This is a genomic window from Streptomyces sp. NPDC092952 (assembly GCF_044754785.1).
Taxonomy (GTDB): domain Bacteria; phylum Actinomycetota; class Actinomycetes; order Streptomycetales; family Streptomycetaceae; genus Streptomyces.
The window spans coordinates 66,378-92,096 of record NZ_JBIVPT010000015.1; the positions used below are offsets into that span (position 1 = coordinate 66,378).

Sequence of the window (25,719 nt, forward strand, 5' to 3'; positions counted from 1 at the left end):
CTTCCTTCTCCACGGAACAACTCCCCTAGTCCACGGACCACTTCGGCCGTGTACTCAAGAATGTGCGGATCGGGAAGGACGCGGACGAGCCATTTGCCGGACTTCACCACTTCAGGTGATATCCGACCCGGGCGGCTGTGCGAGCCCCCGAACGTACGCGTAACGAACCGCCTTCGCCCGGTCGCGCACCCCGGTCTTGGCGAAGAGATTGTTGATGTGGCTCTTCACCGTGGCCTGCGAGATGCACAGCCGGCGGGCGATCTCCGGGTTGGACAGGCCCTCCGCGATCAGCACCAGCACCTCCAGCTCGCGCGGCGTCAGACCGTCGGGCAGATACCCCTCGGACACCGGCGGAGGTGACGGCGGGGACGGTGGCGGGGTCTCGGTCACGCGCTCCAGCAGACGCCGCTGCACACTGGGCGAGAGGCCGACGTCGCCCGACAGCACTGCCTGAACGGCCCGTACGATCTCCTCGCCTCCGGCGTCCTTGGTCAAGTACCCCCGGGCCCCGGCCCGCAACGCGGGGAAGAGCGAATCGTCGTCCTCGAACGTCGTGAGCACCACCACCTGGGTGCCCGGATAGTCCCTGCGGATCCGCCGCGTGGCCTCCGCACCGTCGCACCGGGGCATTCTCAGATCCATCAGCACGACGTCCGGTGACAGCTCCGCCACGAGTGACACGGCCTCCTCCCCGTCCTTCGCCGCCCCCACCACCTCGATCCCGGGCAACAGCCCCAGCAGCATCACGATTCCTTCGCGCACCACCGACTGGTCGTCGGCGACAACGACCCGCGCGTTCACGCGGGCACCCGCAGAGACACCACGAACCCCTCCTCACCCGGACCGGCCTCCAGCGCCCCGCCCATCAGCTCGGCCCGCTCCCTCATCCCCAGCAGACCGTATCCGGAGCCGCTGGCCGACAGCTCACCCTCAGGCTTTCTTCCACCCGAATCCCTGACCTCCAGCACGACTTCGTCCGGCAGGTACTCCAGCCGTATACGCACGTCGGCCCCCGGCGCGTGTTTGCGCACATTGGTCATGGCTTCCTGCGCCACTCGCCGGACCGTCTGCGAGACCTCGGGCGCCAGTCTCCGCTTCTCGCCCTCCACCCTCACCCCCGCCGGCTCGGCGGCCAGCAGTTGCCGCAGGAAGTCCTCCACGGGAGAGACCTCCCCCCGGAGCGCGGAAAGGGCCTGCCGGGTCTCCGCGAGGCCCTCGCGGGCCATGGAACGGGCGGCCACGACCCGGTCCAGCACCTGGTCCCGGAACTCCCCCGCGGGCTCCCGTTCGATCAGCAGCCGCGCCGCCTCCAGATGCACCAGCTGGGCGGAGAGGCTGTGGGCGAGCACATCGTGGATCTCGCGCGCGATCCTGGACCGCTCGTCCAGCGCGGCTCTCCCGGCCTCCGCCTCACGGGCCGCGCGTTCCTGCACGAGGAGTCTCTGTGCGTTCCCCCGGGCCTCCGCATCGAGCCGGAGCACATAGCCCCCCAGCGAGAGACCCGCTGCGGACATGAATATGGCGAGCCAGCCGTCGGTACTCATGAGGGCATACCCGCCGAGCGCCACGACCAGCGCCGGAAGGCCCGCCGTGAGCGGCAGCCGCTCCAGCGCGGTGACCGCGCAGCCGCACCAGAGGATCAGCGCGGGCGTGTCCGCCCCCGCCCGTTGCGCGCCGAAGGCCGCCAGCATCAACAGGGCCAGCAGGCCGAGAGAAGGCCACAGCCGGTGTTCGAGGCTGGTGCGGAAGAACGCCCACCCGACGAAGCCACACCCCGTCACACCCAGCAACCCGAGCACCACCGCCCAGGGCCCGAACCGCCCACCGCCGAAGGTGCCCCACAGCATGACGGCTGCCAGCGCCCCCCGCACCGACCAGGTGATCACCCTGCGGGGCAGCGCGTAGCTCGCCCCCGACAGGGCTTCCCGGGTCGGCCAGTCGGTCCAGGCCGCAGGCGTCACACGCGCTATTTCCCGCCCCGGCCCGGACATCGCCCCGCCCGGCGAACCGGCGTGTGGCGCAGCGGTCGCGCCGACGAACCCTGACATGGCGGCCTCCGAGGTGCGGGAAGGTGGACGCCTTCGACGCTACGGAATCGGCCGGGCCCAGGTCATCGGCCCAGGGGTTGATCGCGGGTGGAGAGGCTGTCTCCACCCGCGGGTGGAGACAGCCTCGAACCGCGAAGACGTAGCCTCCGTCCGGCTCAGACGTCGATGCGCGAGCGGTCCAGCGTCGCGGCGGAGCTGGTGATGAACTCCTTGCGGGGGGCCACTTCGTTGCCCATGAGCAGATCGAAGACCTGCTCGGCCGCGTCCAGATCACCGATGTTGATCCTCCGCAGGGTGCGGTGGCGCGGGTCCATCGTGGTCTCCGCCAGCTGGTCGGCGTCCATCTCGCCCAGACCCTTGTAGCGCTGGACCGAGTCCTTGTACCGGATGTTCTTCCGCTGGAGCTCCAGCAGCCGCTGGCGCAGCTCGTTGTCCGAGTACGTGTAGATGTACTTGTCCTGGCCCTTCTTCGGCTGGACCAGCTCGATCCGGTGCAGCGGGGGCACCGCGGCGAAGACCCGTCCCGCCTCGACCATGGGCCGCATGTACCGCTGGAACAGCGTCAGCAGCAGGACCCGGATGTGCGCGCCGTCGACGTCGGCGTCCACCAGCAGGACGATCTTCCCGTACCGGGCGGCGTCGATGTCGAAGGTCCGGCCCGACCCTGCTCCTATGACCTGGATGATCGCACCGCACTCGGCGTTCTTCAGCATGTCCGAGACGGAGGCCTTCTGGACATTGAGGATCTTGCCCCGGATCGGCAGCAGCGCCTGGAACTCGCTGTTCCGGGCGAGCTTCGCCGTGCCGAGCGCGGAGTCCCCCTCGACGATGAAGAGCTCGCTGCGGTCCACGTCGTCGCTGCGGCAGTCGGCGAGCTTGGCCGGCAGCGAGGAGGACTCCAGCGCCGTCTTGCGACGCTGCGCGTCCTTGTGCTGACGGGCCGCGATGCGGGTCCGCGCGGCCGCGACCGCCTTGTCCAGGACCGCCCTGGCCTGGGCCTTCGCATCCCGTTTGGTCGAGGTCAGGAAAGCCTTGAGCTCCTTCGACACGACATTGGCGACGATGCGGTTGGCCGCCGAAGTGCCGAGCACCTCCTTCGTCTGGCCCTCGAACTGCGGCTCGGCCAGGCGCACGGTGACCACCGCGGTCAGCCCCTCCAGCGCGTCGTCCTTGACGATGTCGTCCTCGGCAACGCGGAGCAGCTTGGCGGAGCGCAGCACCTCGTTGACCGTCTTGGTCACGGAGCGCTCGAATCCGGTCACGTGCGTACCACCCTTGGGGGTGGCGATGATGTTGACGAAGGACTTGACGTTGGTGTCGTACCCGGTGCCCCAGCGCAGTGCGACATCGACGGCGAGCTCGCGGGTGACCTCGGTCGCCGTCATGTGGCCGCGCTCGTCGAGCACCGGCACGGTCTCCTTGAACGTGCCCTGACCGCTCAGGCGCAGGACGTCGCAGACCGCCTTGTCCTGGGCCAGGTACTCGCAGAACTCGCTGATCCCGCCGTCGAACCGGAAGGTCTCCTCGGTCCGCTCCTCACCGTCCAGCCCGCGTTCGTCGCGGACGACGATGGTGAGCCCGGGAACGAGGAAGGCCGTCTGCCGGGCCCGCTGGTAAAGCGTCTCCAGGCTGAGCTTGGCGTCCTTGAGGAAGATCTGCCGGTCCGCCCAGTAGCGCACCCGGGTTCCGGTGCGCGTCTTCGGCACCCGCTTGCCCTTGAGCAGGCCGTTGGCCGGATCGAACGGGCTGTCCGGCCCCGATTCGGTGAAGATGCCCGGGACACCGCGCCGGAAGCTGATCGAGTGCGTAGCGCTGTTGCGGTCGACCTCGACGTCGAGCCGGGCGGAGAGCGCGTTGACGACCGAGGCGCCGACACCGTGCAGACCGCCCGACGCGGCGTACGAGCCGCCCCCGAACTTTCCGCCCGCGTGCAGCTTGGTCATCACGACCTCGACGCCGGACAGGCCCGTCTTGGGCTCGACGTCGACCGGAATGCCCCGCCCGTTGTCCCGGACCTCCACGGAGTTGTCGTCGTGGAGGATGACCTCGATCCGATCGCAGTAACCGCCCAGGGCCTCGTCGACGGAATTGTCGATGATCTCCCAGAGACAGTGCATGAGGCCACGGCTGTCGGTCGACCCGATGTACATCCCGGGGCGTTTGCGAACCGCTTCGAGCCCCTCGAGTACGAGCAGATGCCGCGCGGTGTAGTTGGAGCCGTCTTGGTCTGCTCCGGTCAGCAGCGCAGTGGACGGCACGGACGTATCGGCGGTCACGCGGTTCGCTCCTCGCTGAATTTCAAATGAGGCCCAGTGGGTAACGGGCTCGGCTTCGGTCGCCGCTGAGAGGGTACCGAGGCCTGGTAGAGCGGTTGTCACGCCACCCTTCGTCACCCCTCACACTAGTCCAGCCTCGCATACACGTTCGATGCCTTGTGGGAGTGACGCGAACATCACGTTCCCTTCCAGGCATGAACCATTTAGGCTCCGGGCACGTCCTCATGAACGAACCGGCAAGCCAGCCGGGAGGGCACCACCAAGACAAGCAACGCGAAATCCGTAGCGCTACGCAATACGGCACATTCGCCGCCAACCGGCAACAGACAGCCATCCAGAGAAGAAGTTTCGAAGAAAAGCCACGAGCGGGAACGTTTTCGGCCTGGTTGGATGTTGACCCTGGTACGACAGCTCGTCGAGCTAGAGAAGAGGCGACGTGACTACTGTTCTGACCCCCGCGAGCCCGCTGACCGCAGCAGACCGCTGTGACCGTTGCGGCGCCCAGGCATATCTGCGCGTCGTCCTGATCAGCGGTGGTGAACTGCTCTTCTGCGCCCATCACGGGCGGAAGTTCGAGCCGGAACTCAAGAAGATCGCCGCGGAAATACAGGATGAGACGGACCGGCTCACGGCCGTACAGGCCCAGGCCGCCGAAGAGGAACGGCACTGACACCTCGCATCCACGACGAGCGCGGGCCAGGTCCCGGACCGGCCGACGGGCGGCACCCCCCATGGGGTGCCGCCCGTTCTCGCGTCCGTACGAAGATGCCGTTCAGCCGGTTTTCGGCATCCAGCCGATAGCGGCGGAGATCCGGGTGTAGACGCCGGGGTATCCCGCCCGCGCACAGCCGTTCCCCCAGGAGACCAGCCCGATGAGCCGCCCATGGGCCACCAGCGGGCCGCCGCTGTCGCCCTGGCAGGCGTCGTACCCGCCCAGCGGTTCGCCCGCACACAGCATCGAAGAGGCGTCGTACGTGCCGTTCCTGCCACCCGGGTAGGCCTGCGCGCATGTGGCGTCCGACAGCACGTTCACCTTCGCCGAGCGCAGTGACGACGCGTAGTCGCCGTTCCCCGTCGTGTCACCCCATCCGTAGACCACCGCGTCAGTACCCGGCGTGTACGCCGGATCACCGGATTCGGCCATCGGAATCACGCTTTTCGCGGGAAGGGCGTCGGCGAGAGTGAGCACGGCCAGGTCGCCCGTGTTCGTGGCAGGGTCGAAGCCGGGGTTCGTCCACGTCTCCCGTACCGCGATCTCCTGGCCGCCGGTGCCGAGCAGAGTGTCCCGGCCCGAGATGATCCGCAGGTCGCGCACGCTGCCGACATCGACGCCGAGTGCCTCCCTGCTGAGGCAGTGCGCGGCGGTCAGCACCTTCTTCGGCGCCACCACGACCGCCCCGCAGAACTGACCGGCACGCGCGTTGCCGAAGCGGCTGCGGCTGGACAGCGCCACCATCCAGGGGCTGTCCTTGACATGAGCCGGCTGGCCGCCGACGACTATGCCGTCCTCGGCGGCCCTCGCGGGCGATCCAAGAGGTATCAAGGCCGTGGCGGCGGCCAGGGCGAACACCCCGGGCAGGGCACGGAAGACAGTACGGGACATGCGCACTCCTGACTCTCTGGTGAACCTTTCCCACCCAGAGTCGTCCCACCCGTCGTCGACCGCACGTGCTGATAGGCCGAGGGCCCGGCTCCCCCATGGGGATCCCGGACCCTCGGTCCATGTACTGCGGCGACCTAGTCGAGGTAGTCGCGCAGCACCTGCGAACGTGACGGGTGCCGCAGCTTCGACATGGTCTTCGACTCGATCTGGCGGATGCGCTCACGCGTCACCCCGTAGACCTTGCCGATCTCGTCCAGCGTCTTCGGCTGACCGTCGGTGAGACCGAAGCGCATCGAGACCACGCCCGCCTCGCGCTCAGAGAGCGTGTCGAGCACCGAGTGCAGCTGCTCCTGGAGAAGCGTGAAGCTGACCGCGTCGGCCGGAACGACCGCCTCGGAGTCCTCGATCAGGTCACCGAACTCGCTGTCCCCGTCCTCACCCAGCGGGGTGTGGAGGGAGATCGGCTCACGGCCGTACTTCTGGACCTCGATGACCTTCTCAGGGGTCATGTCGAGCTCCTTGGCCAGCTCCTCCGGCGTGGGCTCGCGACCCAGGTCCTGGAGCATCTGGCGCTGCACACGGGCGAGCTTGTTGATGACCTCGACCATGTGCACCGGGATACGGATGGTGCGGGCCTGGTCGGCCATCGCGCGGGTGATCGCCTGACGGATCCACCAGGTGGCGTACGTGGAGAACTTGTAGCCCTTGGTGTAGTCGAACTTCTCGACCGCGCGGATCAGACCCAGGTTGCCCTCCTGGATGAGGTCCAGGAAGAGCATGCCGCGGCCGGTGTAGCGCTTGGCCAGCGAGACCACGAGGCGGAGGTTGGCCTCCAACAGGTGGTTCTTGGCGCGGCGGCCGTCCTCGGCGATGATCTCCAGCTCACGCTTGAGCTTCGGGGCGAGCTTGTCGCTGTTCGCCAGCTTGTCCTCGGCGAACAGACCCGCCTCGATGCGCTTGGCGAGCTCGACCTCCTGCTCGGCGTTGAGGAGGGGAACCTTGCCGATCTGCTTGAGGTAGTCCTTGACAGGGTCGGCGGTGGCACCGGCGACGGCGACCTGCTGGGCCGGCGCGTCGTCCTCGTCGTCGTCGGAGAGGACAAAGCCCTTGGCCTCGCCCTCGCCCTCCTCTTCCTCGCCCTTGCCGACCTTTACTTCCTCGATCGCCTCGTCGCCGTCGAGGAGCTCGTCGTCCTGCTTTCCGGACTTCTTCGTTGCTGTCTTCTTGGCCGCCGTCTTCTTGACGGCGGTCTTCTTGGCAGCCGTCTTCTTGGCTGCCGCCTTCTTCGCAGGGCCGGCCGTGGCGGCTTCCTCCGCCACCACGTTCACGGTCTCTGCCGACGGAGCGGCAGTGGCCGCGACAGTCCTGGTCACGGTGGTCTTGGCCGCGACGGTCTTGGTGGCGGTGCGCTTGACCGGGCTCTTCGCTGCGACGCTCTTACGGGCACGTTTGGACGGCTCCGCGGCACTGACCATCAGCGTCACACCCTCTTCCTCGAGGATCTGATTGAGGCTGCGCAGAACATTCTTCCACTGGGTTGGCGGAATCTGGTCAGCCTCGAAGGCCCGACGCACGTCATCGCCGGCGATCTGCCCATCAGCCTTTCCCCGCTCGATGAGCGCCATCACAGACTCGGACTCGGCGATCTCCGGCGGGAGCGTACGGGATGTGCTGGCCGACACGAACAACCTCTCGGAACGATGGAAACGGCTTCCGGCCCGGCCCTAAAAGGGCTTGAGCCGACGACCGCCGGGCTGGGAATGTACCGGCGGCGCGGGTTTGGCCTCAGAACTGCACAGCGCGCTCAAAGGCTGCTGTATTCCTTCCGTGGCGGTCACCTCTTAAGTCATCGCACTGCTTCGAGGAGTGTTACGCCCAATCCACGTGGCCCGAGTCACACCCCATTTGCGACGAACCCGACCAAGCGGGCGAAACTCCGCGACTGTGTCGCCGGACCGCGGCGGCCCGGCGACACGCGGCCCGCACGCCCCGGCCGTGCGATTTTCAGTGCTCGCGGGGCGCGGGCACCACACGCTCCACCTCGGGATGGACGACAAGCAGTTGACGCATGGCCGTTTCGGCGCCCACGGCATCACCGGACGTGAGGGCCTCGACGATCCGGGCGTGGTGACCGAGGGACGCCTCACCAGGCCGGTCACAGCCCGTGACCGGACCGCCGGACACCTGGAGCGCCGCGGCGACGATGCCGGAAAGGTGCTCCAGCATGCGATTGCCCGCGGCCTGGATGAGCAGGGCATGGAACTCCGCGTCGGCCCGGGAGCAGGTGATCATGTCGCCCTGCGTGATCGCGTGCCCCATGATCTCCACCATGTCGCCGAGGCGCTGACGGATGTCCTCACAGCCGTGCTCCGCGGCGAGGCGGGCGGCCAGGGGCTCGATCGTCCACCGGAGCTCGCCGAGCTCGCGCCGCTGGTCCTCACGCTGAGGGCCGAAGGCGCGCCATTCGATGATGTCGGGGTCCAGCAGGTTCCAGTCGCTCACGGGTCGGACCCGGGTGCCCACGTTCGGCCGGGCGCTGACCAGCCCCTTGGCCTCAAGGACACGCAGCGATTCACGTACGACGGTGCGGGAGACCTCGAAACGCTGACCGATCTCCTCCGGCACGAGGGGCCGGTCGGCACCCAGATCCCCCGAAACGATCATCTGTCCCAGCTGCTGGACGAGTTGCCCGTGGAGGCCGCGGCCCCGGCTGGCCGAGCCCCGTCGGCCCACTCGGCCGAGATCGGCCTCGGGGCCGTCCCAGGTGCGGGCGGCGGGACGCTCGCCGGCCGGCGCCTCCGCGTACGGGTAGCGGTCGAGTTCACCCGGGCCGGCGAGGCCGGAATCGGCGGAGCGGGCGGCGGTCATCATGGTGTGCGCAAGGGTACTCACGCATCCTTTGTCGGCGTAGCTCACGCAGCCCTTAAGGTCTTTGGTGAAAAGCACACGAAAGGGTGATCGCCGCCATCCACCCAATTGACGCTTTACCGCCATAAATCGGGCGCGATTATGGATGGTTACGAGGCGGAGCCGGGATTGGCGATCCGTCGGGACCGCCAACGGGCCCTGTTTTGAAGGCCGGTGAACAGATAGGCGAGGGCCAGGACCGACAGCGACAACGCCAGCGCCACTCCCACCGGGTGCGCCACGGCCCCGAGGGCGCCCGCCACCCACCGGTCCGTCTCGTAGGGCCAGCGTGGCCAGATCAGTTCGCGCAGCCCGGCCGGAAGGCCGGAGACCGGACGGGAACCCGGCGCCATCAGCATCCGCCGGACGAGCGGAACGACCAGTACCGGTACGGCAAGTACCGCTGCCACACCGGCCGTTGCCACCCGGAAGATCCCTGCGGCCAGCAGCCCCGCCCAGGCGCAACCGACGGTCATGGCCACCCAACTACCGGCCGACACGGCCAAGTCGGGCGGAAGATGCATCCACTCGGGGCCGTACACGAGGCGAACGGCTTCACCGGAGAGCAGCGCGGCCGCCAGAGCCAGGGCCGCGGCGACGCCTGCGGTCACCGCCAGCTTCGCCAGCAGCAGCCCCGGGCGGCGCTGGACGGCGCCGCGCCCCGCGGCCAGCGCGGGATAGCGGAACTCGTCGCCGTAAGAGAGGGCACCGAGCACTCCGGCCCCGACCGCGGCGGGCGGAAGGGGCAGCAGCGACGGCCAGGCCGTCAGGGCCTTCGGAAGCGGAGTGTGGCCGGAGCGGGCGAGAAGCAGCGAGAGCACGACGGAGACGACCAGACTGGCGCCTGCGATCAGGGCCGTGGTCCTGACACCGAGCAGGCGGTGCAGTTCGTAGCGGAGCGGGTGCAGGGGGCCTGCGTCGGGCCTGCGGTGCACGGCCGACCGTACCGGCGCCATCGGCCGTGCGATCGGTCGCACACCGCGTGGGGTTGCACCACCGGCTGCTCCAGCGGGGCCCGCGGAACCTCCCGGAGCGGCCGGATCCGGCGGAGGCGCCCTGTCCGGGGCAGGCGGAGCCGCTCCGTCACCGGACTCCTTGGAGCCAGCGTCGCCCACCTCGTCGGCCAGCCGGTGCACCGGGAGTCCGTGCCGGAACGCGATGTCGCCGATCTCCGCGCAACTGGATCCGTACACGGCGAGGCGCCCACCGTCCTCGGCCACCACCTCGATCGAACGCCGGGCGGCTCGGGCCTCACGGCTGACGGCCGCCGCGAGCCGGGCCGCGTGCGGACTCCGGACCGCGACCCGGGGGCGGAGCCTGGTCCGGGAGAAGTCGTCGGCTTCCTGGTCGGCGACCAGCCGGCCGCCTCCGATGGAGATCACCCGGTCGGCGGTCCGGGCAGCCTCCCTGGGGTCCGCGGTGGTGTACAGCACGGTTCCGCCTTGGGCCGCGTGGGCCCGGAGCATTCCGTGCAGCCATCGGCTCTCACGCGGGTCGAGGCCCTCCGCCGGATCGTCGAGGACCAGGGCGTGCGGATCGCCGAGCAAGGCCGAGGCGAAGGCGAGCCGACGGTCCATACCGAGCGAGAGCGTGCCGATGCGCCGGTCCCCCGAGTCGGCGAGTCCCACGAGGCCGAGCAGCTCGTCCGCCCTGGCCGCGGGCACTCCCGCAGCGGCGGCAAGCATCCGCAACTGCCCGCGGGTGGTCCGGGCGGGGTGGCCCGGCACGTCGCCGAGCAGCACCCCCACCTCGCGCGCAGGGTACGGGATCCGGTGCAGCGGCCTGCCCCGGAAGTAGGTGGCCCCCCGCCCCGGGTCGAGTTCGAGCATGAGGCGGAGAGCCGTGGTCTTGCCCGAGCCGGGGGCACCGAGCAGTGCGGTGACGCGGCCCGGCCGGGCCTCGAAGGTGAGATCGTCCACAGCGGCCGGAAGACCGCGGCGTGGGGCGCTGGTGATTCCGATGGCCTGGAGCATCGCTTCTCTCGCGGTAGGTGAGACCGCTCGGCGGCAGGACAGGTACCGCAGAAAGATAACGCGACATATCCGACTTTTTGCGCAGCGTCGGGACTGCGGTGTTCCGCGGGGTCAGACCTCCGGCCTCAGCATCGGAGGATTGAGCACGGTGGCGGCGCCGGCCCGGAAGAGCTGTGCCGGGCGACCGCCCTGACGTGTGGTCGTCCCGCCGGTGGGCATCAGGAAGCCAGGGGTTCCGGTGACCTTGCGGTGGAAGTTGCGCGGGTCGAGAACCACGCCCCACACCGCTTCGTACACTCTCCTGAGCTCGCCGACCGTGAACTCGGGTGGGCAGAAGGCGGTGGCCAGCGAGGAGTACTCGATCTTGGAGCGGGCTCGCTCGACCCCGTCGGCGAGGATCCGCGCGTGGTCGAAGGCCAGCAGGTCCTGACCCTCGTCGTCCCGGCCGAAGCCTCCCCCCGTCCCGAGCAGGTCATCGACCGGCGACCATCGCGCGCTGTGCGCGTCGCCACCCGCGCGCGGGGCGGGCAGGTCGGGGGCAAGGGCGAGATGGGCCACGCTGACGACCCGCATCCGCGGATCACGGCCGGGGTCGCCGTAGGTGGCGAGCTGTTCGAGGTGGGCGCCGTTGCCGATCGCCGGGGCGACCGGGTCCTGGGCGCACAGACCGGTCTCCTCGACGAGCTCGCGCGCCGCTGCGGCACCGAGATCCTCGTCGGCTCTGACGAATCCGCCGGGCAGCGCCCATCGGCCCTGGAACGGTGACTCACCACGGCGCACCACGAGCGCGCAGAGCGCATGGCGGCGCACCGTGAGCACGACCAGGTCGACGGTGACAGCGAAGGGCGGGAAGGTCGACGGGTCGTAGGGCGGCATGCGGTGATCATAGTCGTCTGCCTGACGATAAGCACTCCCCTCACCGTCCCCTTCACGGAGCTCTTCACCGGTGGCGCCCAGCCGGGGCGGGACGGTTCGCGGATCATCCTTCGTCACCGGGTGCACGCCGCCCGGGGACCGCCCGCCCGGCCCGGCGCCGGGTGGCCGCCGTTCCGGGGCGGGCGGGGCCGGACGGTGCCCGCTTCCGACGCGCGGGCGTCGGCCTCGCCGCGCGGAACCGTGCGCCGCGATCCGGCCGGTGGCCGCCCCGCTCCGTACGGGCGTCGCGCTCCCCGCGCAGGCAGCGGCGCAGTGTCTCCGGATCGAGGCCCTGGTTGCACGCCTCGTGCAGAAGCTGGGCGAAGGTGTACCCGGGATCCAGCCGCAGGGCGAGCCCCAGCGCGACCCGTGCGGCCGGTTCGTCACCTGTCGACCACAGGACCCAGCCGGCCAGGGTGAGCGGTGCCGCGGCATGCTCCTCGTAGGGCGCCACACAGCGGCGGGACAACGCACGCCAGAGCCGCAACGCCGCGTGCGCCTCGGGGCCTTCCATCCATTCCGCGGCCCGGTCGCGGGTCTCGCGGTCCTGCAGACCGAGAATCATCGCCGCGGCCTCGTCGGAGCTGATCAGCCGGTCGTCACCGAGGTCCGAGACGGAGGGCGTCGCGGCCGGGGCACCACCGAACCGCTCGACGAGCCGCCGGGCGAGGTCCAGGGTGTTCCGGGCCACTTCGCGGCGCCCCTCCTCGTCGAGGAGCCTGGGCATCAGCTCGGCTCCCGCCTCGTCGAGCGCCCGCTGCTGGCCCGGCACCACGGAGGTCTTCAGCGGAGCGAGCCGCGCCTCCATCTCGCGCAGCGATCCGCGCACTTGGATCCCCGCGTACGTGGCGGCGGCCGCCATCACCGACGTGCCGGGCATGGCCATCTGGTTTCCCTCCGCCGGACAGCAGCGCTCGTCCGGACAGCAGTAGGACCAGTAACGGCCGTCGGCGATGCAGAGGGCTTCCAGCACCGGCACGTCCAACGCACCACAGGCCCTGCGCAGATGCTGGGCGAGTGGCCGCAGCCGCTCCATGACCCGGTTGCCGGACTCGCCCTCGGCGGGATCCTGGCAGAGGAAGACGACGATCGCGTCCGGCCGCTCCCCGCGCCGTTCGCTCCCCTTGATCAAGCACTCGGCCAACTGCTCGGCGACGGGCTCCCACTCCTGGGGCGACCGGGGAATGCCGAGCCGGAGGCGTCCGCCGAAGCGGCCCCGGCCGCCGTGCAGAGCCACCATGACCACGCTGTCGTTCGGGTGGAATCCCATGAGGTAGGGGAGGGCGTCGGCGAGGTCCGCGGGGCCCCGCAGGGTGATCTGCTGGGCCTCGTCCGGACCGGTGGATTCGTGGTGTTGGTTCATGGCACGACCGTCCCGCGTACGGCGAAATTCCGCGACCCCTGTGGATAACTTTGTCCACAGGGTCGCGGGGGTGCTCGCCGGATCCGTGTCCATGATGTTCCATGGCGGAGGACGACGGGCCCCGGCCGGACGCCAGGCCCGGGCCGGAGGGCGAGGCGCCGACCGTGGCCCGGGACGCGGGTGCCGTTGCGCGAGCGGTCTCAGCCCGTCGCAGCGAGAACCAGCGGCAGTACCTGCTCGGCGCCCGCGCGCCTGAGCAGCCGGGCTGCGACGGCCAGGGTCCAGCCGGAGTCGGTCGCGTCGTCCACGAGCAGGACGGGGCCAGGGGTACGGGCCAGGGCGTCGGCCAGCTCCTCGGGCACGGCGAAGGCACCGGACAGCTCCTTGAGGCGCTGGGCCGAGTTGCTGCGCCGTGCCGCGTGCGCGCCGTCGGGTCCGGTGTACGCCAGAGTGCCGAGGAAAGGGAGGCGGCCGACGGAGGCGATGCCCTCCGCGAGGGAACCGACCAGTCGCGGGCGGGCCAGGGACGGGACGGCGACGACGCCGACCGGCCGGGCGGCCGCGTCCGGCACGCCCGGCGCCCACCCGCCCGGGGAGCGCGCCCAGTCGGCGAGGACCGCCACCGCGGCCCGCAGTACGTCGTCGGGCACCGGCCCGTCCGGTGCGTGCTCCGCCAGGAGCGGGCGGAGCCGGTTGCCCCAGCCGATGTCCGAGAGCCGCCCGAGGGCGCGCCCGGTGGAGCACTGCTCCTGGGCCGGGATACGGCCCTTGAGCTCGATGCCCAGCGCGGGCATCCCCGTCGGCCACATGCGACGCGGCTCGATCTCCGCACCGGGACGGTCCAGCTCCTTCGTGGCCCCCGTCAGCGCCTCGGACGACACCGCCGTGTCGGCCCAGGCTCCCGCGCAGTTGTCGCAGCGGCCGCACGGCGCCGCCCCTTCGTCGTCCAGCTGGCGGCGCAGGTACTCCATCCGGCACCCGGCCGTGCTCGCGTAGTCGCGCATGGCCTGCTGTTCGGCCGCCCGTTGCCGCGCCACCCACGCGTAGCGCTCGGCGTCGTAGACCCACTCGGCGCCGGTGGCCGTCCAGCCGCCCTTGACGCGCTTGACCGCACCGTCGACGTCCAGCACCTTCAGCATCGACTCCAGACGGGTGCGCCGAAGGTCCACCATGGCCTCCAGGGCCGGCACGGAGAGCGGTCGTCCCGCCCCGGCCAGTGCCGAGAGGGTCTGCCGGACCTGCGCCTCGGGCGGAAAAGCTGTATCGGCGAAGTAGCGCCAGATCGCCTCGTCCTCCTTGCCCGGCAGCAATAGCACATCGGCGTGCGCCACCCCGCGTCCGGCACGCCCCACCTGCTGGTAGTAGGCGATCGGCGAGGACGGCGAGCCGAGGTGGACCACGAAACCCAGGTCGGGCTTGTCGAAGCCCATGCCCAGGGCCGATGTCGCGACCAGTGCCTTGACCCGGTTCTCCTGCAGGTCCGTCTCGGCCTGGAGCCGGTCGGCGTTCTCCGTCCTCCCGGTGTACGAGGCGACGGCGAAGCCGCGCTGCCGCAGGAACGCGGTGGCCTCCTCCGCCGCGGCGACGGTGAGGGCGTAGATGATCCCGGACCCCGGCAGCTCGTCCAGGTGCTCGGCGAGCCAGGCCAGCCGGTGCGGGGCGTCCGGCAGCCGGACGACGCCCAGCCGCAGGCTCTCCCGGTCGAGCGGGCCTCTCAGCACCAGGGCCTCGCCCGCGCCCGTGCCCAGCTGCTCGGCCACGTCCGCGGTGACCCGCTCGTTCGCGGTCGCGGTGGTGGCCAGGACCGGGACGCCGGGGGCGAGCTCGGCGAGCATCGCCCGCAGACGGCGGTAGTCCGGCCGGAAGTCGTGTCCCCAGTCGGAGATGCAGTGCGCCTCGTCCACCACCAGGAGGCCGGTGGTGGCCGCGAGTCTGGGCAGCACCTGGTCCCGGAAGTCCACGGAGTTGAGCCGCTCCGGGCTCACGAGCAGGACATCGGTCCCGCCGCGCTCGACCTCCTCGTAGATGGCCTCCCACTCCTCCGGATTGGCGGAGTTGATGGTGTGCGCCCGGATACCGGCGCGGGCCGCGGACTCGACCTGGTTGCGCATCAGCGCCAGCAGCGGCGACACGATCACCGTGGGCCCGGATCCGCGCCGCCGCAGCAGCGCGGTGGCGACGAAGTACACCGCCGACTTGCCCCAGCCCGTGCGCTGCACGACCAGCGCCCGGCGGCGCTCCTGTACCAGGGCCGACACCGCCTGCCACTGGTCTTCCCGCAGCCGCGCCGAACCTCCCGGGTCGCCGACGAGTTCGGCGAGGATGGCATCGGCTTCGGCTCGGAGCTCCAGGTTGTCCATGCCTCCATGCAACCCGATGGCTCGGACAATCGGCGAATCCGCCCCGTACCCCCGGTACGGTCCCCGGGACGGCAGAGGTGCCCCGACCGGCCGGGGCGGACGGGATGTTTCCGCTGGTCCCCGGTGTTCGGACGGGACGGGAGGCATCGGCCGGGCCTGACGTGGGCAGGGATATCGGAGTCATTCCGACGCATTCCCGTCAGCCGCGCCAATTGCTCGTTGCCGCCCGCCGGTACGCCAGGAAGAATCGGAGGTGCTCCCCGCACCGTCCCTTCCGCGGCCCGGAAAGGCTGTGCCGAGGTGCGCCCTCACTCGACCCGCCCGCACCACGGGCGCGTATGCGAAGGGAGGATCGTGACCTTCGGATTCGCTCCGTCCGCCGCCACCTCGATATCGGCGTCCGCCACCCCGGCCAACCGTCTCTCCAGGATGCTGGAGCCGGCCGAGTGGGCCGAAGCGGGCATACCGCTGCTGCGCAGCCCCCGTGAGGTCGTCACCGGCCTGCACTCCCGGCACGGTCCGGCCCCGGCGACCGCCGTGGTGGCCGTGCTCGACCATGAGGAACGCGTCACCGCCAGCGCCTCGTTCACACACCGGACCTCGGCGGCGGACGGCTGGGAGTTCCGTAACGCGCTGCTGGCCCATCTGCGCCAGGTCATCCCGCACGACCTCCGCCTCCGCACCCCCGTCCGTACCGCGGTGCTCCTCTACTGCCGCGAGGGGGACGAGCGTTGGACGGAGGAGGACGGGGCATGGATGTGGGGCCTGCGCGACGCCTGCACCTTGCACGGGCTGCGGTGCGGGGCCTACATCACGCTGACCCGGAACGGCTGGCGGGTGCTCGGCGAGGGCCGGGGCGGGCGGCGCCCGGACTCCCTGTCGCCCCCCGCCGCCCTCGGTGACACCTCGCTCGGCCAGGAGCCGGCTGCCCCGCTGCGGACCGGCGGCGGTGCGGCGCACGCGCTGCGCCGCACGGCGGCCCGCTGACCCGCGGCCGCGCGCCCGGCCGTCCTCTCGGACCGCCGGACCGCCACGGCCCCGGGTGTCTCGCTGATCGGCGAGGTCAGACGGCTGCGCCGAGCACCGCGTTGACCCGCTCCGGATCACCACAGACGATCAGCAGCGCTCCGGCGCGCTCCCGCGCGGCGGTCAGCACGTCGGCGACGGTGTCACCGCCGTTGACGGCGACGATGACCACCGGCCGGGTCCGCACCCGGCCCACGGTCGCGGCACCGGCGAAGAAGACATCGTCGCCGGCCTCGTGGTGGGCCCAGTAGCCGGCCTCTCCGAAGGAGAGTTCGTGGGTGGCCCACGGGTGGTGCTCACCGGTGGTGAGCACCAGTACCTCGTCCGGCGCACGGCCGGAGTCGAGCAGCAGGTCCAGCGCTTCGTCGGCGGCGTCGAGCGCGCCGGCCGCCGAGGCGGGGATCAGCTGGATCTGCGGTGCGGAACGATTCTCCGCCCGGGGGTGGTCGGAGGCCGGCTGCGGGCGCGGTGCCGGGGGTGCGGGCCTCGCGGGGCCGGGTCCGGGGCGACCGGGGCGCGGCGTGGCCGCGGAACGCGGGCCGGGTACGGGACGGGGGGTCGACGCGGTACGGCCGGTGGCCGGAGTGGTGCGAGGACCCTGGGCGCTCTCGTGAATCTGAGGCTCCTCGGGGGTGAGAGGCATGGGTGGTTGTCTATCGAACGCCGGTGCGGCGGGCATCGGCGGGTGGGCACTTGCGCGCGATCAGAAGTCGAAGCCGAGCTGGCCCCCGCTTTCCAGTGCTGCCGCCTCGGCGGAGAAGCGGACCTTCTTGAGGTGCCGCCACCTGGGCAGCGCGTCGAGATAGGACCACGAAAGCCGGTGGTGGGGTGTCGGCCCCCGCTCCTCCAGCGCGACCCGGTGCACGGGAGACGGGTATCCGGCGTTCGCCCCGAAGGCGAAGTCCGTGTACTCGCCGGTCTCCGCGCCCAGTTCGGCCATCATCGTGTCCCGGTGGACCTTCGCGATCACCGAGGCGGCCGCGACCGCGATGCAGGACTGGTCGCCCTTGATCACGGTGCGGACCTTCCACGGCTGTCCCAGGTAGTCGTGCTTGCCGTCGAGGATCACCGCGTCCGGTCGCACCGGCAGGGCTTCCAGCGCACGTACGGCGGCCAGCCGCAGCGCGGCCGTCATCCCGAGCTCGTCGATCTCCTGCGGGGAGGCGTCGCCGAGGCCGAACGCGGTGACCCAGCTCTCCAGCACGGGTGCCAGCTCCGCGCGGCGCTTGGGGCTGATCAGCTTGGAGTCGGTGAGTCCGGCGGGAGGCCGGCGCAGGCCGGTGACGGCCGCGCACACGGTGACCGGTCCCGCCCATGCTCCGCGTCCGACCTCGTCTACGCCGGCGACGGTCCTGGCACCGGTGGTGGCGCGCAGTGAGCGCTCGACGGTGTGCGTGGGTGGTTCGTACGGCATGGCGCCTGTCAGCGTACGCCGACGGGGACTTCGGCGACACCCCGGGGCCGTCAGTACGGGTCGTAGGGGTCGTACGGATCGCTCGGGTCGCCATCGCGTCCGTCGCCGGTGCGCAGGGGGGCGCAGGACTCCTCCGTGCTGTGGACGCTCCGCTTCCTCAGGATGTCCCGGGCGCGGGCCTCGCCCCAGCTGGTGGCGTACCAGGGGGCTTCGCCGTCGTTCAGTGTGCGCTCGATGTCGCGGAGCGCACAGGAACGCAGTGGCTCGGGCAGCGTGTCCAGGGCCGGTACGGCGTCCGCCGACAGACCGCTGAGGTAGTCGATGTCGATCGCGTGGTCGGCTCGGTACCGCTGGACGTTCTGCTCCGCGATCAGCCCGTCCGGCGAGAGCAGCCCGAACGCGAGGACGCCCACGGCCGCACTCGCGGCGACGGCACGCGGCAGCAGTCGGGCACCGAAGAACCCGGCGGCCATGATCAGGACGATCACCACACCCAGCCAGAGCTCCACGGCGGCCACGGAGATGCGCAGCCGGGTCAGGCCGTAGGCGTCGACGTAGAGGTCCATGCGCCTCAGCGCGGAGGCCACGACGGTCAGGGTGAGCAGGCACAGCACGCCGAGCACGGACCGCACCAGCGTGCGGTCGCCGCCCCGCCCGCGCGGGGCCCAGCGCAGTGCGAGCGCGATCACCAGCAGGGTGAGCACGGTGGCCCAGAGAAGTTGCCAGAAGCCCTGCCGGGCGTAGGCGGAGTAGCTGAGGTCGGTCTCGGCCATCACCTTGTCGTACCCGCCGAGCAGCACGGTGAGCTGGACGGCGACGAAGACGGCGAACAGCAGGTTCAGCACGATGAGCGGCAGGGCCCATTCCAGCCGTCCGCGAGCCTTCCCGGGGCGTACCGCGATGCCGTCCCAGCGCACGGGCGCGGCCGCGGCGTACCCGGCGGCGAGTGCGCCGACCAGGCCGGTCATGAAGAGGAGCAGCCGCCACGGGCCGTCGCTGACCGACACGTCGGGTATCAGGCTGCCGAGCACATCGGCGAAGGCGGCGTCGGCGCTCGCGAACAGCGCGCCGAACACGACGAGGAGGACGACGGCCACTCCCGCGCTGCGGACCACGCCGCCCAGCCGCTTCCGGGGACCGTTCATCCGGGCACGCACGCCGCGCCCGCCCCAGGCCAGCCCGTCGGCGACGGCGCAGAGCAGCCCCAGCGAGCCGAGGAAGACACCGAGCCAGCCTCGGCTGCCGTGCAGGGCGAGGGAGCCGAGCGCGGCGGCCGACACCACGGCCAGGAAGACCGGCCAACCGGCGTCCCGGAGCGCCGGGACGGCGAGCAGCGCCAGTCCACCGAGTGCCCAGAAGGCCGTCCAGGGTCGCAGGCGCCGGCCGGTCGGCCGCACCGCGAAGAAGGCCCCGAGCGCCGCCGGGACCGCAACGATCAGCGCGTTCACCCCGAGGCCGTCGCCCAGCAGCAGGGCGCTGAGCAGTGCGGTGACGACGGCGCAGCAGAGCGTGGCCGTGCCGATGGTGGCGGGCTCCGCCGGGCGCAGCGTCGACAGCGTGGAAGGACCGGGCTGCTGGCCGGGGCGCTGCCAGGGGTTCGCCGGGTGCTGCGGCGGCCCGTCGCGCTGGACGTACGCCAGTGTCTTCGGCGGTTCGGCTCCGGCGCCGGGAAATTCGGACGGCGTCCCCGACGCAGCTTCGGGCCCGGGTGTTCCGGTTCCGCCCGGCGGACCGGACGGGCCGGAGCCCTGGGATGCCCCGGGCTCCGGTGATACGTGTTCGGACATGGGAATCCTCCCCCCGCCGGGGCACCGCGCGCATCGCCCCGTACGCGCGTCGTGCAGGGCGGCGTCTGGGGCACCCCGGCATATCTCTTCGGCGCGCGCCCGTCTGGATGATCATCGGCGGCGGCGTGGCCGAAAGAGTAGCCCTCCCCCGCTGCTCGGAACCCGGGACGGGAGAGCTGTGGCCGTACCGTGACAGTCGGCGGCGCGGCCGGGGTCCGCGTCCGCCTGCCTCGGCCAGTGCCCGGGGCCGTCCTACCGGAGGAGCCAGTCCGGCAGTTCCTCGGTCCGGGCCGTCCAGTCGGCGGGCGGTGCGCCCGCCCTGCCCGCGGCGACGACACCGCCGACGATCGCGCAGGTCGTGTCGACGTCCCCGCCGGCCTGAGCGGTGGCCCAGAAGGCCTGTTCGAAGTCACCGAGGCTCCGCGCGGCCGACCAGAGGGCGAACGGGACGGTGTCGTGCGCGCTGGTGCGGCGGCCGTTGCCGAGCACGGCCGCGACCGTCCCGGTGTCGTCGTAGTCGAGCATGTCGCGGGCACGGCGCAGCCCGGCGCCGACGGCGCTGCGCGGGACGAGGGCGATGACGCCGTCGAGCAGCTCTCCGGGGGCGGGCGGTCCGGCCGGTGCCGCGGCCAGTGCGGCGGCCGCGGCGACGGCCATCGCCCCCATCACCGCCTCGCGGTGCTGATGCGTGGTGTACGAGGAGATCTCGGCCTGGTGCGTGGCCTGCTCAGGGTCGTCGGCGTACCAGGCGCCGAGCGGGGCGATGCGCATCGCCGAGCCGTTGCCCCAGGAGCCCTGGCCGTTGAAGAGCGCGGAGGCCAGCTCGCGCCAGTCCTCGCCCTCCCTGACCAGTCTGAGCAGGCGGTTCACGGCCGGGCCGTATCCCCGGTCGAAGTCGTGGTGGTCGGCGAAGGAGCGGGCGAGCGCGTCCTGGTCGATCCGCTCGTGCCGTGCCAGGACGGCCAGTACCGAGCACGCCATCTCGGTGTCGTCCGTCCACTGCCAGGGAGCGGGCGGGAGGGTCCGCTGCTTGAGCAGCGGGTAGTTGGCGGGCACGAAGAACTGGGAACCCAGCGCGTCTCCCACACAGAGCCCGCGCAGACTGGCGAGGGCTCGTTCGAAACGTTGGCCGGAGGCCGATTCAGCGGTTGTCATCGCCTTCCCACTCTATCCGGTGATGCCGTACGGCTCAGGGGTTCGCCAGCGCTCGAACGGCCGGTCAAGGGTGTAGCGCCCGTCCGCTCCGAGGGTCAGTGTCCGGGTCTCCCCGTTGCCCGGGTTGGACAGTGATTCGAACTCGGCGACCGACCAGTGGAACCAGCGCATGCAGAACAGACGCATGGTCAGGCCGTGCGTGACCAGCAGGACGTTCTCCGGATGGTCGGGGGCCTCGAAGCTCCGGTGCAGGCTCTCCAGGAAAGCCCCCACCCGGTCGTACACATCGGCCCCGGACTCGCCCTGGGCGAAGCGGTAGAAGAAGTGGCCGTACGCGTCCCGGTACGCCTTCTGCAGGCGTACGTCGTCCCGGTCCTGCCAGTTGCCCCAGTCCTGCTCCCGCAGGCGCGGCTCCTCTCGCACCCGTACCCGCTCCAGGTCCAGGTCGAGGGCGCGGAAGGTCTCGTGGGTGCGGCGGTAGGGCGAGACGTAGACACTGACCCGCTCGCCCGCGAACAGCTCGCGCAGCCCGGCACCCGTCTCCCTGGCCTGCCTGCGCCCTGCCGAGGTGAGCCTCAGCGCGTGGTCGGGTTCGCGCTCGTACACCGTGTCGTCGGCGTTGCCCTCGGACTCCCCGTGCCGGACGAGGACAATGCGTTGCGGTCGTGCCATGTACCCGACCCTAGGGGGTGTCGCCCCGGTGGGCGGGTGGCCGGGGTTCTGTCGAGCGGCCGGCCCGCCTCCATCCAGATGATGTCGCCGGTGAAACGGTGGCACAGCTGCCGGTCGTGCGAGACCACGACCAGCGCGCCCGGCCAGCGTGTGAGCGCCTCCTCCAGTTCCTGTACGAGTCCGAGCGCCAGATAGTTCGCCGGTTCGTCGAGCAGCAGCAGATCCGCCGGGCGGGCCAGGAGCCGGGCGAGGGCCAGTCGTCTGCGCTGACCGGCCGAGAGCGATCCGACCGGCACCCGGAGATCGCGGGAACGGAACAGCCCGTACGAGAGGATCAGGTCGGCCTGCTCGTCCTCGGCGAGCGACAGGCCCCGGCCGAATGCCGCGAGCACGGACTCCGCGGGCCGGTGCACCGGGATCTCCTGGGCGAGGTAGCCGATCGCGCCCCGGCGGGACACGCGGCCCGCGTCCGGTTCGAGCACTCCGGCCATGACCCGGAGCAGTGTGGACTTTCCCGCGCCGTTGCCGCCCCGGATCAGGAGCCTGTCACTGGCTGTCACGGAGAGCCGCTCGACCGCGAGCCGGTCACCCACCCGGACATCCGTCAGGGAGACCAGCTCGCCCGCGGTGGCACCGGCCGCCGGCAGGGTGGAGAACGTGAGGGGATCGGGCGGTCTGGGTACGGGGTGCGCCCGCAGCCGGTCCAGTCGCTTGCGCGCGTTGCGGACCCGGCCGGAGACCGAGGCCTGGACCCGGCCTCCGGCGCGGTCGTACGCCATTTTGTTGTTGTCCTTGATGGGACGGCCCATGGCGATGCCGTGGGCCGTCGTCTCCGCGTACTCCTCCAGCCGCCCGGCCTCCTCGCACCACTGGGCGTAGGACTGCTCCCAGCGCTGCCGCGCGGCGCGCTGCTCGGCGCGGAATCCGGCGTAGCCCCCGCCGTAGCGCACGACGGTCCGCCGGCCGGCGTCCACTTCCAGGATCGCGGTGGCGACACGCTCCAGGAACGTCCGGTCGTGGGACACGGCGATCACCGTGCCGGGGTGGGCGCACAGCTCGCCCTCCAACCAGTCGAGCGCGGCCTCGTCCAGATGATTGGTGGGTTCGTCAAGCAGCATCACTTCGGGGCGGGCGGCCATCAGGCAGGCCAGGCCCAGCCTCGCCCGCTCCCCGCCGGAGAGACTGCCGAGCGTCCTCGAAAGCCCTATGTGCGCGAGGCCCAGGCCGTGCATCGCCCTGTCGACGCGGGCATCGGCCTCGTATCCCCCGCGCAGCTCGAAAGCGGTGAGCAGATCGCCGTACGCGGCGAGCGCGGCGCTGTCCGCCTCGCCGAGCAACACCTCGGCAGCCCGCAACTCCTCTTCCGTCGCGCGCAGTTCCGCGAGCGCGTCGTCGACGGCGTCCTGGACCGTGCGCCCGGGCGGGAGTCCAGGGGTCTGCGGCAGCAGCCCGGCGCCGCGACCGGCAGCGGTGAACGCACTCCCGGAGTCAGGGGGTTCGAGCCCCGCGAGGAGCCGGAGCAGGGTCGTCTTCCCCGCCCCGTTCTCCCCCACGACGCCGATCCGCTCCCCCGGACGCACGGTCAGCGACACGTCGTCGAGCAGCAGCCTGTCACCACGGGACAGGGTCACCCCGCGCAGAACGATCTGGGTGGGCACGAGAACACCTCCAAACTAATGCATATCTTGTTGCGTTAATGCGAGCGTGACACACTGGAGACCACTAACGCAACCGGAGTAGCAATTGAATGAGCGACGAACCACCCCCGAAGCCGCCCCGCCCGCCGCGGAGACAGGGCCGAAGCCCCCTCCCTCCGCCGACACCGCCGACACCGCCGACCCTGCGGCCCCCGGCACCCGCCGCCCCGGAGGAAGGACCGCCCGCACCCGGGCCGCGGTGCGCGACGCGGTCCTCACGGGCCTGGCGGAGCACGGCTATCCCGGGCTCACCGTCGAGTACGTCGCGGAGCATTCCGGCGTCCACAAGACGACGCTCTACCGCCGCTGGGGAAACCTCGAAGGGCTGGTCGCCGACGCCCTCGACCTGGCCGGCGAGGACAGCTGGACCCCACCCGACACCGGATCGCTGGAAGGGGATCTCCGCGCCCTGGCCCGGACGACGGCCGACTCCTTCGCGGACCCGGCCGCGGCGGCCGCGCCCACCGCGTTCATCGCCGCCGCCTTCCAGTCCGAGCGCGCCGCCGAGGCACTGCGCGCCTTCTACACCGAGCGGTTCTCCCGCTGCGAGGCCGTCGTCGCGCGCGCCGTCGCCCGGCAGGAGCTGGACCGGGGCACGGACGCGGGGGCGCTGGTCAGAGCGGTGGTATCGCCTCTGTTCCTCGGGTTGTTCATCACCCGAGAGCCGGTCGGGACCGAGCTGGCCGACCAGTCCGCGGCGGCGGCCCTGGCGGCCGCCCGCACCGGAGTCTTCAATTCCCCGGCGAGACCCACCTGATGGACCAGGAGCGGCGCCACCGGCTCACCGGTCCCGCCGGACCGGCGCGGCCCGGCCGGCCATACGGCCCGCGGCCGTTCGACCGGTCAGACCGTCCACGACGGTTCCAGCTGGACGACGTCGCCCGCCAGCTCCGCCACATCGTCCTCGGTCCGCGCCCGCTGCGTCAGCCGGTCGATGCTCCCGGCCCGGTACTTGCCGCGCTCGGCGCTCGACTGCCACATCGACAGCACGAGGAACTCCCGCCCCGGCGCCTCTCCGAACACCCCGCGCAGCATGCCCGGGGATCCGGCCATCGCCGGATTCCACACCCGCTCCTGCATCAGCGCGAAGTGCTCCACCCGGTCCTCTCGCACCCGGCTGTGCGCCACCCGGACCACGTCCGCGTCGGTGAACCGCGGTTCGAAGCCCGTCTTCACATCGAATCGATGCTCGAAGAGCTTGACCTGCGCGGCGCTGTACGTACCGGACTGCTCGGCCGCCAGGGCGTCGTGCGCCCGCGCCATGAACGAGTCGTAGAAGACACGGCTGTCCCAGAAGGAGAAGACATGGGCCACCTCCGGGTGGAGGCGGCTCCATCCGCCGCCCTGCCCCCGGAATCCGGGCTCACCGAGCAGCCCCGCCCACTCCCGCTGCCCCCGCTCGAATCCTCGACGGTCCATCACGGTGCAACGAATCCACTTCACCAGCACCGCGCCATCGTACGGCGCCGGACGTGGTACGGGTCACTTCCGGACGGAGCACCCCCACGAACCGGCCGCCCCGAGCCGCAGAATGACCTCCATGGCCTCGTTGCACACCAACCCCCTGTTCACCCGGCCCGAATCCGCGGAGCGCGTCCTCGTCGCGGGGGCCGGTGGCGGTTTCGACATCTACGCGGGGCTTCCCCTCGCGCTCTCGCTGTTCCACCAGGGCAAGCACGTACAGCTCGCCAATCTGTCGTTCAGTGCCCTCGAAGGACTTCCCACCGCGTCCTGACTCGCCCCCGACGTCGCCGCGATCACTCCCGAAACCGCGCCGCACCAGGCGTACTTCCCGGAGCGGACGCTCGCCCAGTGGCTGAGGCTGCACGGCTACCCGTGCACGGTCCACGCCTTCTCCCGGGTCGGCGTACAACCGCTGCGCGCCGCCTACCGGGCGCTGATCGAGCGGTACGACATCGACGCGGTCGTTCTGGTCGACGGCGGCACGGACATCCTGATGCGCGGCGACGAATCCGGGCTCGGCACTCCCGAGGAGGACCTGACCAGCGTCGCCGCGCTCGCCACGATCGACGTACCGGAGCGCTTCGTGGTGTCCGTGGGCTTCGGCGTCGATGCCTACCACGGGGTGAGCCACGGGCTCGTCCTGGAGAACATGGCCGCGCTCGAACGCGACGGCGCCCACCTCGGCGCGTTCTCCGTTTCCCGTTCGACGCGTGAGGGCGCGCTCTTCGTCGACGCAGTCGCACACGCCCAGCACCACACCCCCGACCACCCCGGCATCGTGAACGGTTCCATCGCCGCCGCCGTCCAAGGTGCCTTCGGAGACGTCCGGTTCACCTCACGCACCCGCGGCAGTGAGCTCTTCATCAACCCGTTGATGACGCTCTGCTTCGTCTTCGAACTGGAGGGCGTGGCCCGCAACTGCCACTATCTCGACCGGATCGAGCACACCCGGCTGATCCGTCAGGTCAGCAGCGTCATCGAGGAGTTCCGTGACGAGACCACGCAGCGGCCGCCGCGCCGGATCCCGCACTGACCGCCGATGCCCGCCCCGGTCACTCC

General features: G+C 71.2%; 20 protein-coding genes and 1 pseudogene. 4 read left to right on the forward strand and 17 right to left on the reverse strand.

Going from position 1 to position 25,719, the window contains the following annotated elements:
- Positions 1 to 111 precede the first annotated feature (111 nt).
- From ACIQGQ_RS28520 to ACIQGQ_RS28530, 3 genes are all read right to left on the reverse strand, one after another.
- Positions 112 to 801: a response regulator gene (locus ACIQGQ_RS28520; protein WP_402400747.1), complete on the reverse strand. Its 690-nt coding sequence runs from the start codon at positions 799 to 801 to the stop codon at positions 112 to 114.
- Positions 798 to 1,961, reverse strand: coding sequence for a sensor histidine kinase (locus ACIQGQ_RS28525; protein WP_402400750.1), 1,164 nt, complete (start codon positions 1,959 to 1,961; stop codon positions 798 to 800). Before ACIQGQ_RS28525 ends, ACIQGQ_RS28520 begins: the two co-directional genes overlap by 4 nt.
- 242 nt (positions 1,962 to 2,203) lie before the next feature.
- Positions 2,204 to 4,324 carry a type IIA DNA topoisomerase subunit B gene (locus ACIQGQ_RS28530; protein ID WP_402400753.1) on the reverse strand — a complete coding sequence of 707 codons (2,121 nt, stop codon included), beginning with the start codon at positions 4,322 to 4,324 and terminating at the stop codon, positions 2,204 to 2,206.
- A gap of 436 nt (positions 4,325 to 4,760) precedes the next feature.
- Here ACIQGQ_RS28530 and ACIQGQ_RS28535 point away from each other — a divergent pair, with 436 nt between their 5' ends.
- Positions 4,761 to 4,994 (forward strand): hypothetical protein, encoded by a 234-nt coding sequence (locus ACIQGQ_RS28535; RefSeq protein ID WP_366296780.1) that lies wholly within the window; start codon positions 4,761 to 4,763, stop codon positions 4,992 to 4,994.
- A gap of 102 nt (positions 4,995 to 5,096) precedes the next feature.
- Here ACIQGQ_RS28535 and ACIQGQ_RS28540 read toward each other — a convergent pair whose 3' ends face one another.
- The 7 genes from ACIQGQ_RS28540 to ACIQGQ_RS28570 all read right to left on the reverse strand — a co-directional run bounded on the left by ACIQGQ_RS28540 (position 5,097) and on the right by ACIQGQ_RS28570 (position 15,445).
- On the reverse strand, positions 5,097 to 5,927 hold the full coding sequence (locus tag ACIQGQ_RS28540; protein ID WP_402400757.1) for a S1 family peptidase: 831 nt from the start codon (positions 5,925 to 5,927) through the stop codon (positions 5,097 to 5,099).
- A 134-nt stretch (positions 5,928 to 6,061) separates the two neighbouring features.
- Complete coding sequence (locus ACIQGQ_RS28545) at positions 6,062 to 7,609, reverse strand: RNA polymerase sigma factor (RefSeq protein WP_402400760.1); 1,548 nt, start codon at positions 7,607 to 7,609, stop codon at positions 6,062 to 6,064.
- Between the two features lie 322 nt (positions 7,610 to 7,931).
- Positions 7,932 to 8,798, reverse strand: coding sequence for a FadR/GntR family transcriptional regulator (locus tag ACIQGQ_RS28550; protein WP_402400936.1), 867 nt, complete (start codon positions 8,796 to 8,798; stop codon positions 7,932 to 7,934).
- Positions 8,799 to 8,944: 146 nt separating this feature from the next.
- Positions 8,945 to 10,807, reverse strand: a complete 1,863-nt coding sequence (locus ACIQGQ_RS28555) for an ATP-binding cassette domain-containing protein (protein WP_402400763.1) — start codon at positions 10,805 to 10,807, stop codon at positions 8,945 to 8,947.
- 111 nt (positions 10,808 to 10,918) lie between these two features.
- Complete coding sequence (locus ACIQGQ_RS28560; protein WP_402400766.1) at positions 10,919 to 11,683, reverse strand: NUDIX domain-containing protein; 765 nt, start codon at positions 11,681 to 11,683, stop codon at positions 10,919 to 10,921.
- Positions 11,684 to 11,786: 103 nt separating this feature from the next.
- Positions 11,787 to 13,085, reverse strand: coding sequence for a DUF4192 domain-containing protein (locus ACIQGQ_RS28565; protein ID WP_402400769.1), 1,299 nt, complete (start codon positions 13,083 to 13,085; stop codon positions 11,787 to 11,789).
- Between the two features lie 200 nt (positions 13,086 to 13,285).
- Complete coding sequence (locus ACIQGQ_RS28570; RefSeq protein WP_402400772.1) at positions 13,286 to 15,445, reverse strand: RecQ family ATP-dependent DNA helicase; 2,160 nt, start codon at positions 15,443 to 15,445, stop codon at positions 13,286 to 13,288.
- Between the two features lie 354 nt (positions 15,446 to 15,799).
- Between ACIQGQ_RS28570 and ACIQGQ_RS28575 the strand changes: the two genes are divergently transcribed.
- On the forward strand, positions 15,800 to 16,432 hold the full coding sequence (locus ACIQGQ_RS28575) for a hypothetical protein (protein WP_402400775.1): 633 nt from the start codon (positions 15,800 to 15,802) through the stop codon (positions 16,430 to 16,432).
- A 76-nt stretch (positions 16,433 to 16,508) separates the two neighbouring features.
- Here ACIQGQ_RS28575 and ACIQGQ_RS28580 read toward each other — a convergent pair whose 3' ends face one another.
- From ACIQGQ_RS28580 to ACIQGQ_RS28605, 6 genes are all read right to left on the reverse strand, one after another.
- Complete coding sequence (locus tag ACIQGQ_RS28580; RefSeq protein ID WP_402400778.1) at positions 16,509 to 17,114, reverse strand: hypothetical protein; 606 nt, start codon at positions 17,112 to 17,114, stop codon at positions 16,509 to 16,511.
- Between the two features lie 60 nt (positions 17,115 to 17,174).
- Positions 17,175 to 17,885 carry a ribonuclease HII gene (locus ACIQGQ_RS28585; RefSeq protein ID WP_402400780.1) on the reverse strand — a complete coding sequence of 237 codons (711 nt, stop codon included), beginning with the start codon at positions 17,883 to 17,885 and terminating at the stop codon, positions 17,175 to 17,177.
- A 50-nt stretch (positions 17,886 to 17,935) separates the two neighbouring features.
- Positions 17,936 to 19,672, reverse strand: coding sequence for a DUF4153 domain-containing protein (locus ACIQGQ_RS28590; RefSeq protein ID WP_402400783.1), 1,737 nt, complete (start codon positions 19,670 to 19,672; stop codon positions 17,936 to 17,938).
- Positions 19,673 to 19,924: 252 nt separating this feature from the next.
- Positions 19,925 to 20,827, reverse strand: a complete 903-nt coding sequence (locus tag ACIQGQ_RS28595; RefSeq protein ID WP_402400786.1) for an ADP-ribosylglycohydrolase family protein — start codon at positions 20,825 to 20,827, stop codon at positions 19,925 to 19,927.
- A 12-nt stretch (positions 20,828 to 20,839) separates the two neighbouring features.
- Positions 20,840 to 21,499, reverse strand: a complete 660-nt coding sequence (locus ACIQGQ_RS28600) for a histidine phosphatase family protein (RefSeq protein WP_392280946.1) — start codon at positions 21,497 to 21,499, stop codon at positions 20,840 to 20,842.
- On the reverse strand, positions 21,403 to 23,157 hold the full coding sequence (locus ACIQGQ_RS28605; protein WP_402400790.1) for an ABC-F family ATP-binding cassette domain-containing protein: 1,755 nt from the start codon (positions 23,155 to 23,157) through the stop codon (positions 21,403 to 21,405). The genes ACIQGQ_RS28600 and ACIQGQ_RS28605 overlap by 97 nt, the downstream gene beginning before the upstream one ends.
- 85 nt (positions 23,158 to 23,242) lie before the next feature.
- Here ACIQGQ_RS28605 and ACIQGQ_RS28610 point away from each other — a divergent pair, with 85 nt between their 5' ends.
- Positions 23,243 to 23,953 carry a TetR/AcrR family transcriptional regulator gene (locus tag ACIQGQ_RS28610; protein ID WP_402400793.1) on the forward strand — a complete coding sequence of 237 codons (711 nt, stop codon included), beginning with the start codon at positions 23,243 to 23,245 and terminating at the stop codon, positions 23,951 to 23,953.
- A gap of 86 nt (positions 23,954 to 24,039) precedes the next feature.
- Here ACIQGQ_RS28610 and ACIQGQ_RS28615 read toward each other — a convergent pair whose 3' ends face one another.
- Positions 24,040 to 24,645, reverse strand: a complete 606-nt coding sequence (locus tag ACIQGQ_RS28615) for a YdbC family protein (protein ID WP_402400796.1) — start codon at positions 24,643 to 24,645, stop codon at positions 24,040 to 24,042.
- A gap of 91 nt (positions 24,646 to 24,736) precedes the next feature.
- Here ACIQGQ_RS28615 and ACIQGQ_RS28620 point away from each other — a divergent pair.
- A pseudogene (locus ACIQGQ_RS28620) lies at positions 24,737 to 25,693 on the forward strand (DUF1152 domain-containing protein).
- Positions 25,694 to 25,719 lie beyond the last annotated feature (26 nt).

Excerpts from the sequence above, each read along its gene's own strand:
- ACIQGQ_RS28540 (WP_402400757.1), bottom strand. The coding sequence starts at position 5,927 with ATGTCCCGTACTGTCTTCCGTGCCCTGCCCGGGGTGTTCGCCCTGGCC.
- ACIQGQ_RS28550 (WP_402400936.1), bottom strand. The coding sequence starts at position 8,798 with ATGATGACCGCCGCCCGCTCCGCCGATTCCGGCCTCGCCGGCCCGGGT.
- ACIQGQ_RS28555 (WP_402400763.1), bottom strand. The coding sequence starts at position 10,807 with ATGCTCCAGGCCATCGGAATCACCAGCGCCCCACGCCGCGGTCTTCCG.
- ACIQGQ_RS28560 (WP_402400766.1), bottom strand. The coding sequence starts at position 11,683 with ATGCCGCCCTACGACCCGTCGACCTTCCCGCCCTTCGCTGTCACCGTC.
- ACIQGQ_RS28565 (WP_402400769.1), bottom strand. The coding sequence starts at position 13,085 with ATGAACCAACACCACGAATCCACCGGTCCGGACGAGGCCCAGCAGATC.
- ACIQGQ_RS28570 (WP_402400772.1), bottom strand. The coding sequence starts at position 15,445 with ATGGACAACCTGGAGCTCCGAGCCGAAGCCGATGCCATCCTCGCCGAA.
- ACIQGQ_RS28580 (WP_402400778.1), bottom strand. The coding sequence starts at position 17,114 with ATGCCTCTCACCCCCGAGGAGCCTCAGATTCACGAGAGCGCCCAGGGT.
- ACIQGQ_RS28585 (WP_402400780.1), bottom strand. The coding sequence starts at position 17,885 with ATGCCGTACGAACCACCCACGCACACCGTCGAGCGCTCACTGCGCGCC.
- ACIQGQ_RS28590 (WP_402400783.1), bottom strand. The coding sequence starts at position 19,672 with ATGTCCGAACACGTATCACCGGAGCCCGGGGCATCCCAGGGCTCCGGC.
- ACIQGQ_RS28595 (WP_402400786.1), bottom strand. The coding sequence starts at position 20,827 with ATGACAACCGCTGAATCGGCCTCCGGCCAACGTTTCGAACGAGCCCTC.
- ACIQGQ_RS28600 (WP_392280946.1), bottom strand. The coding sequence starts at position 21,499 with ATGGCACGACCGCAACGCATTGTCCTCGTCCGGCACGGGGAGTCCGAG.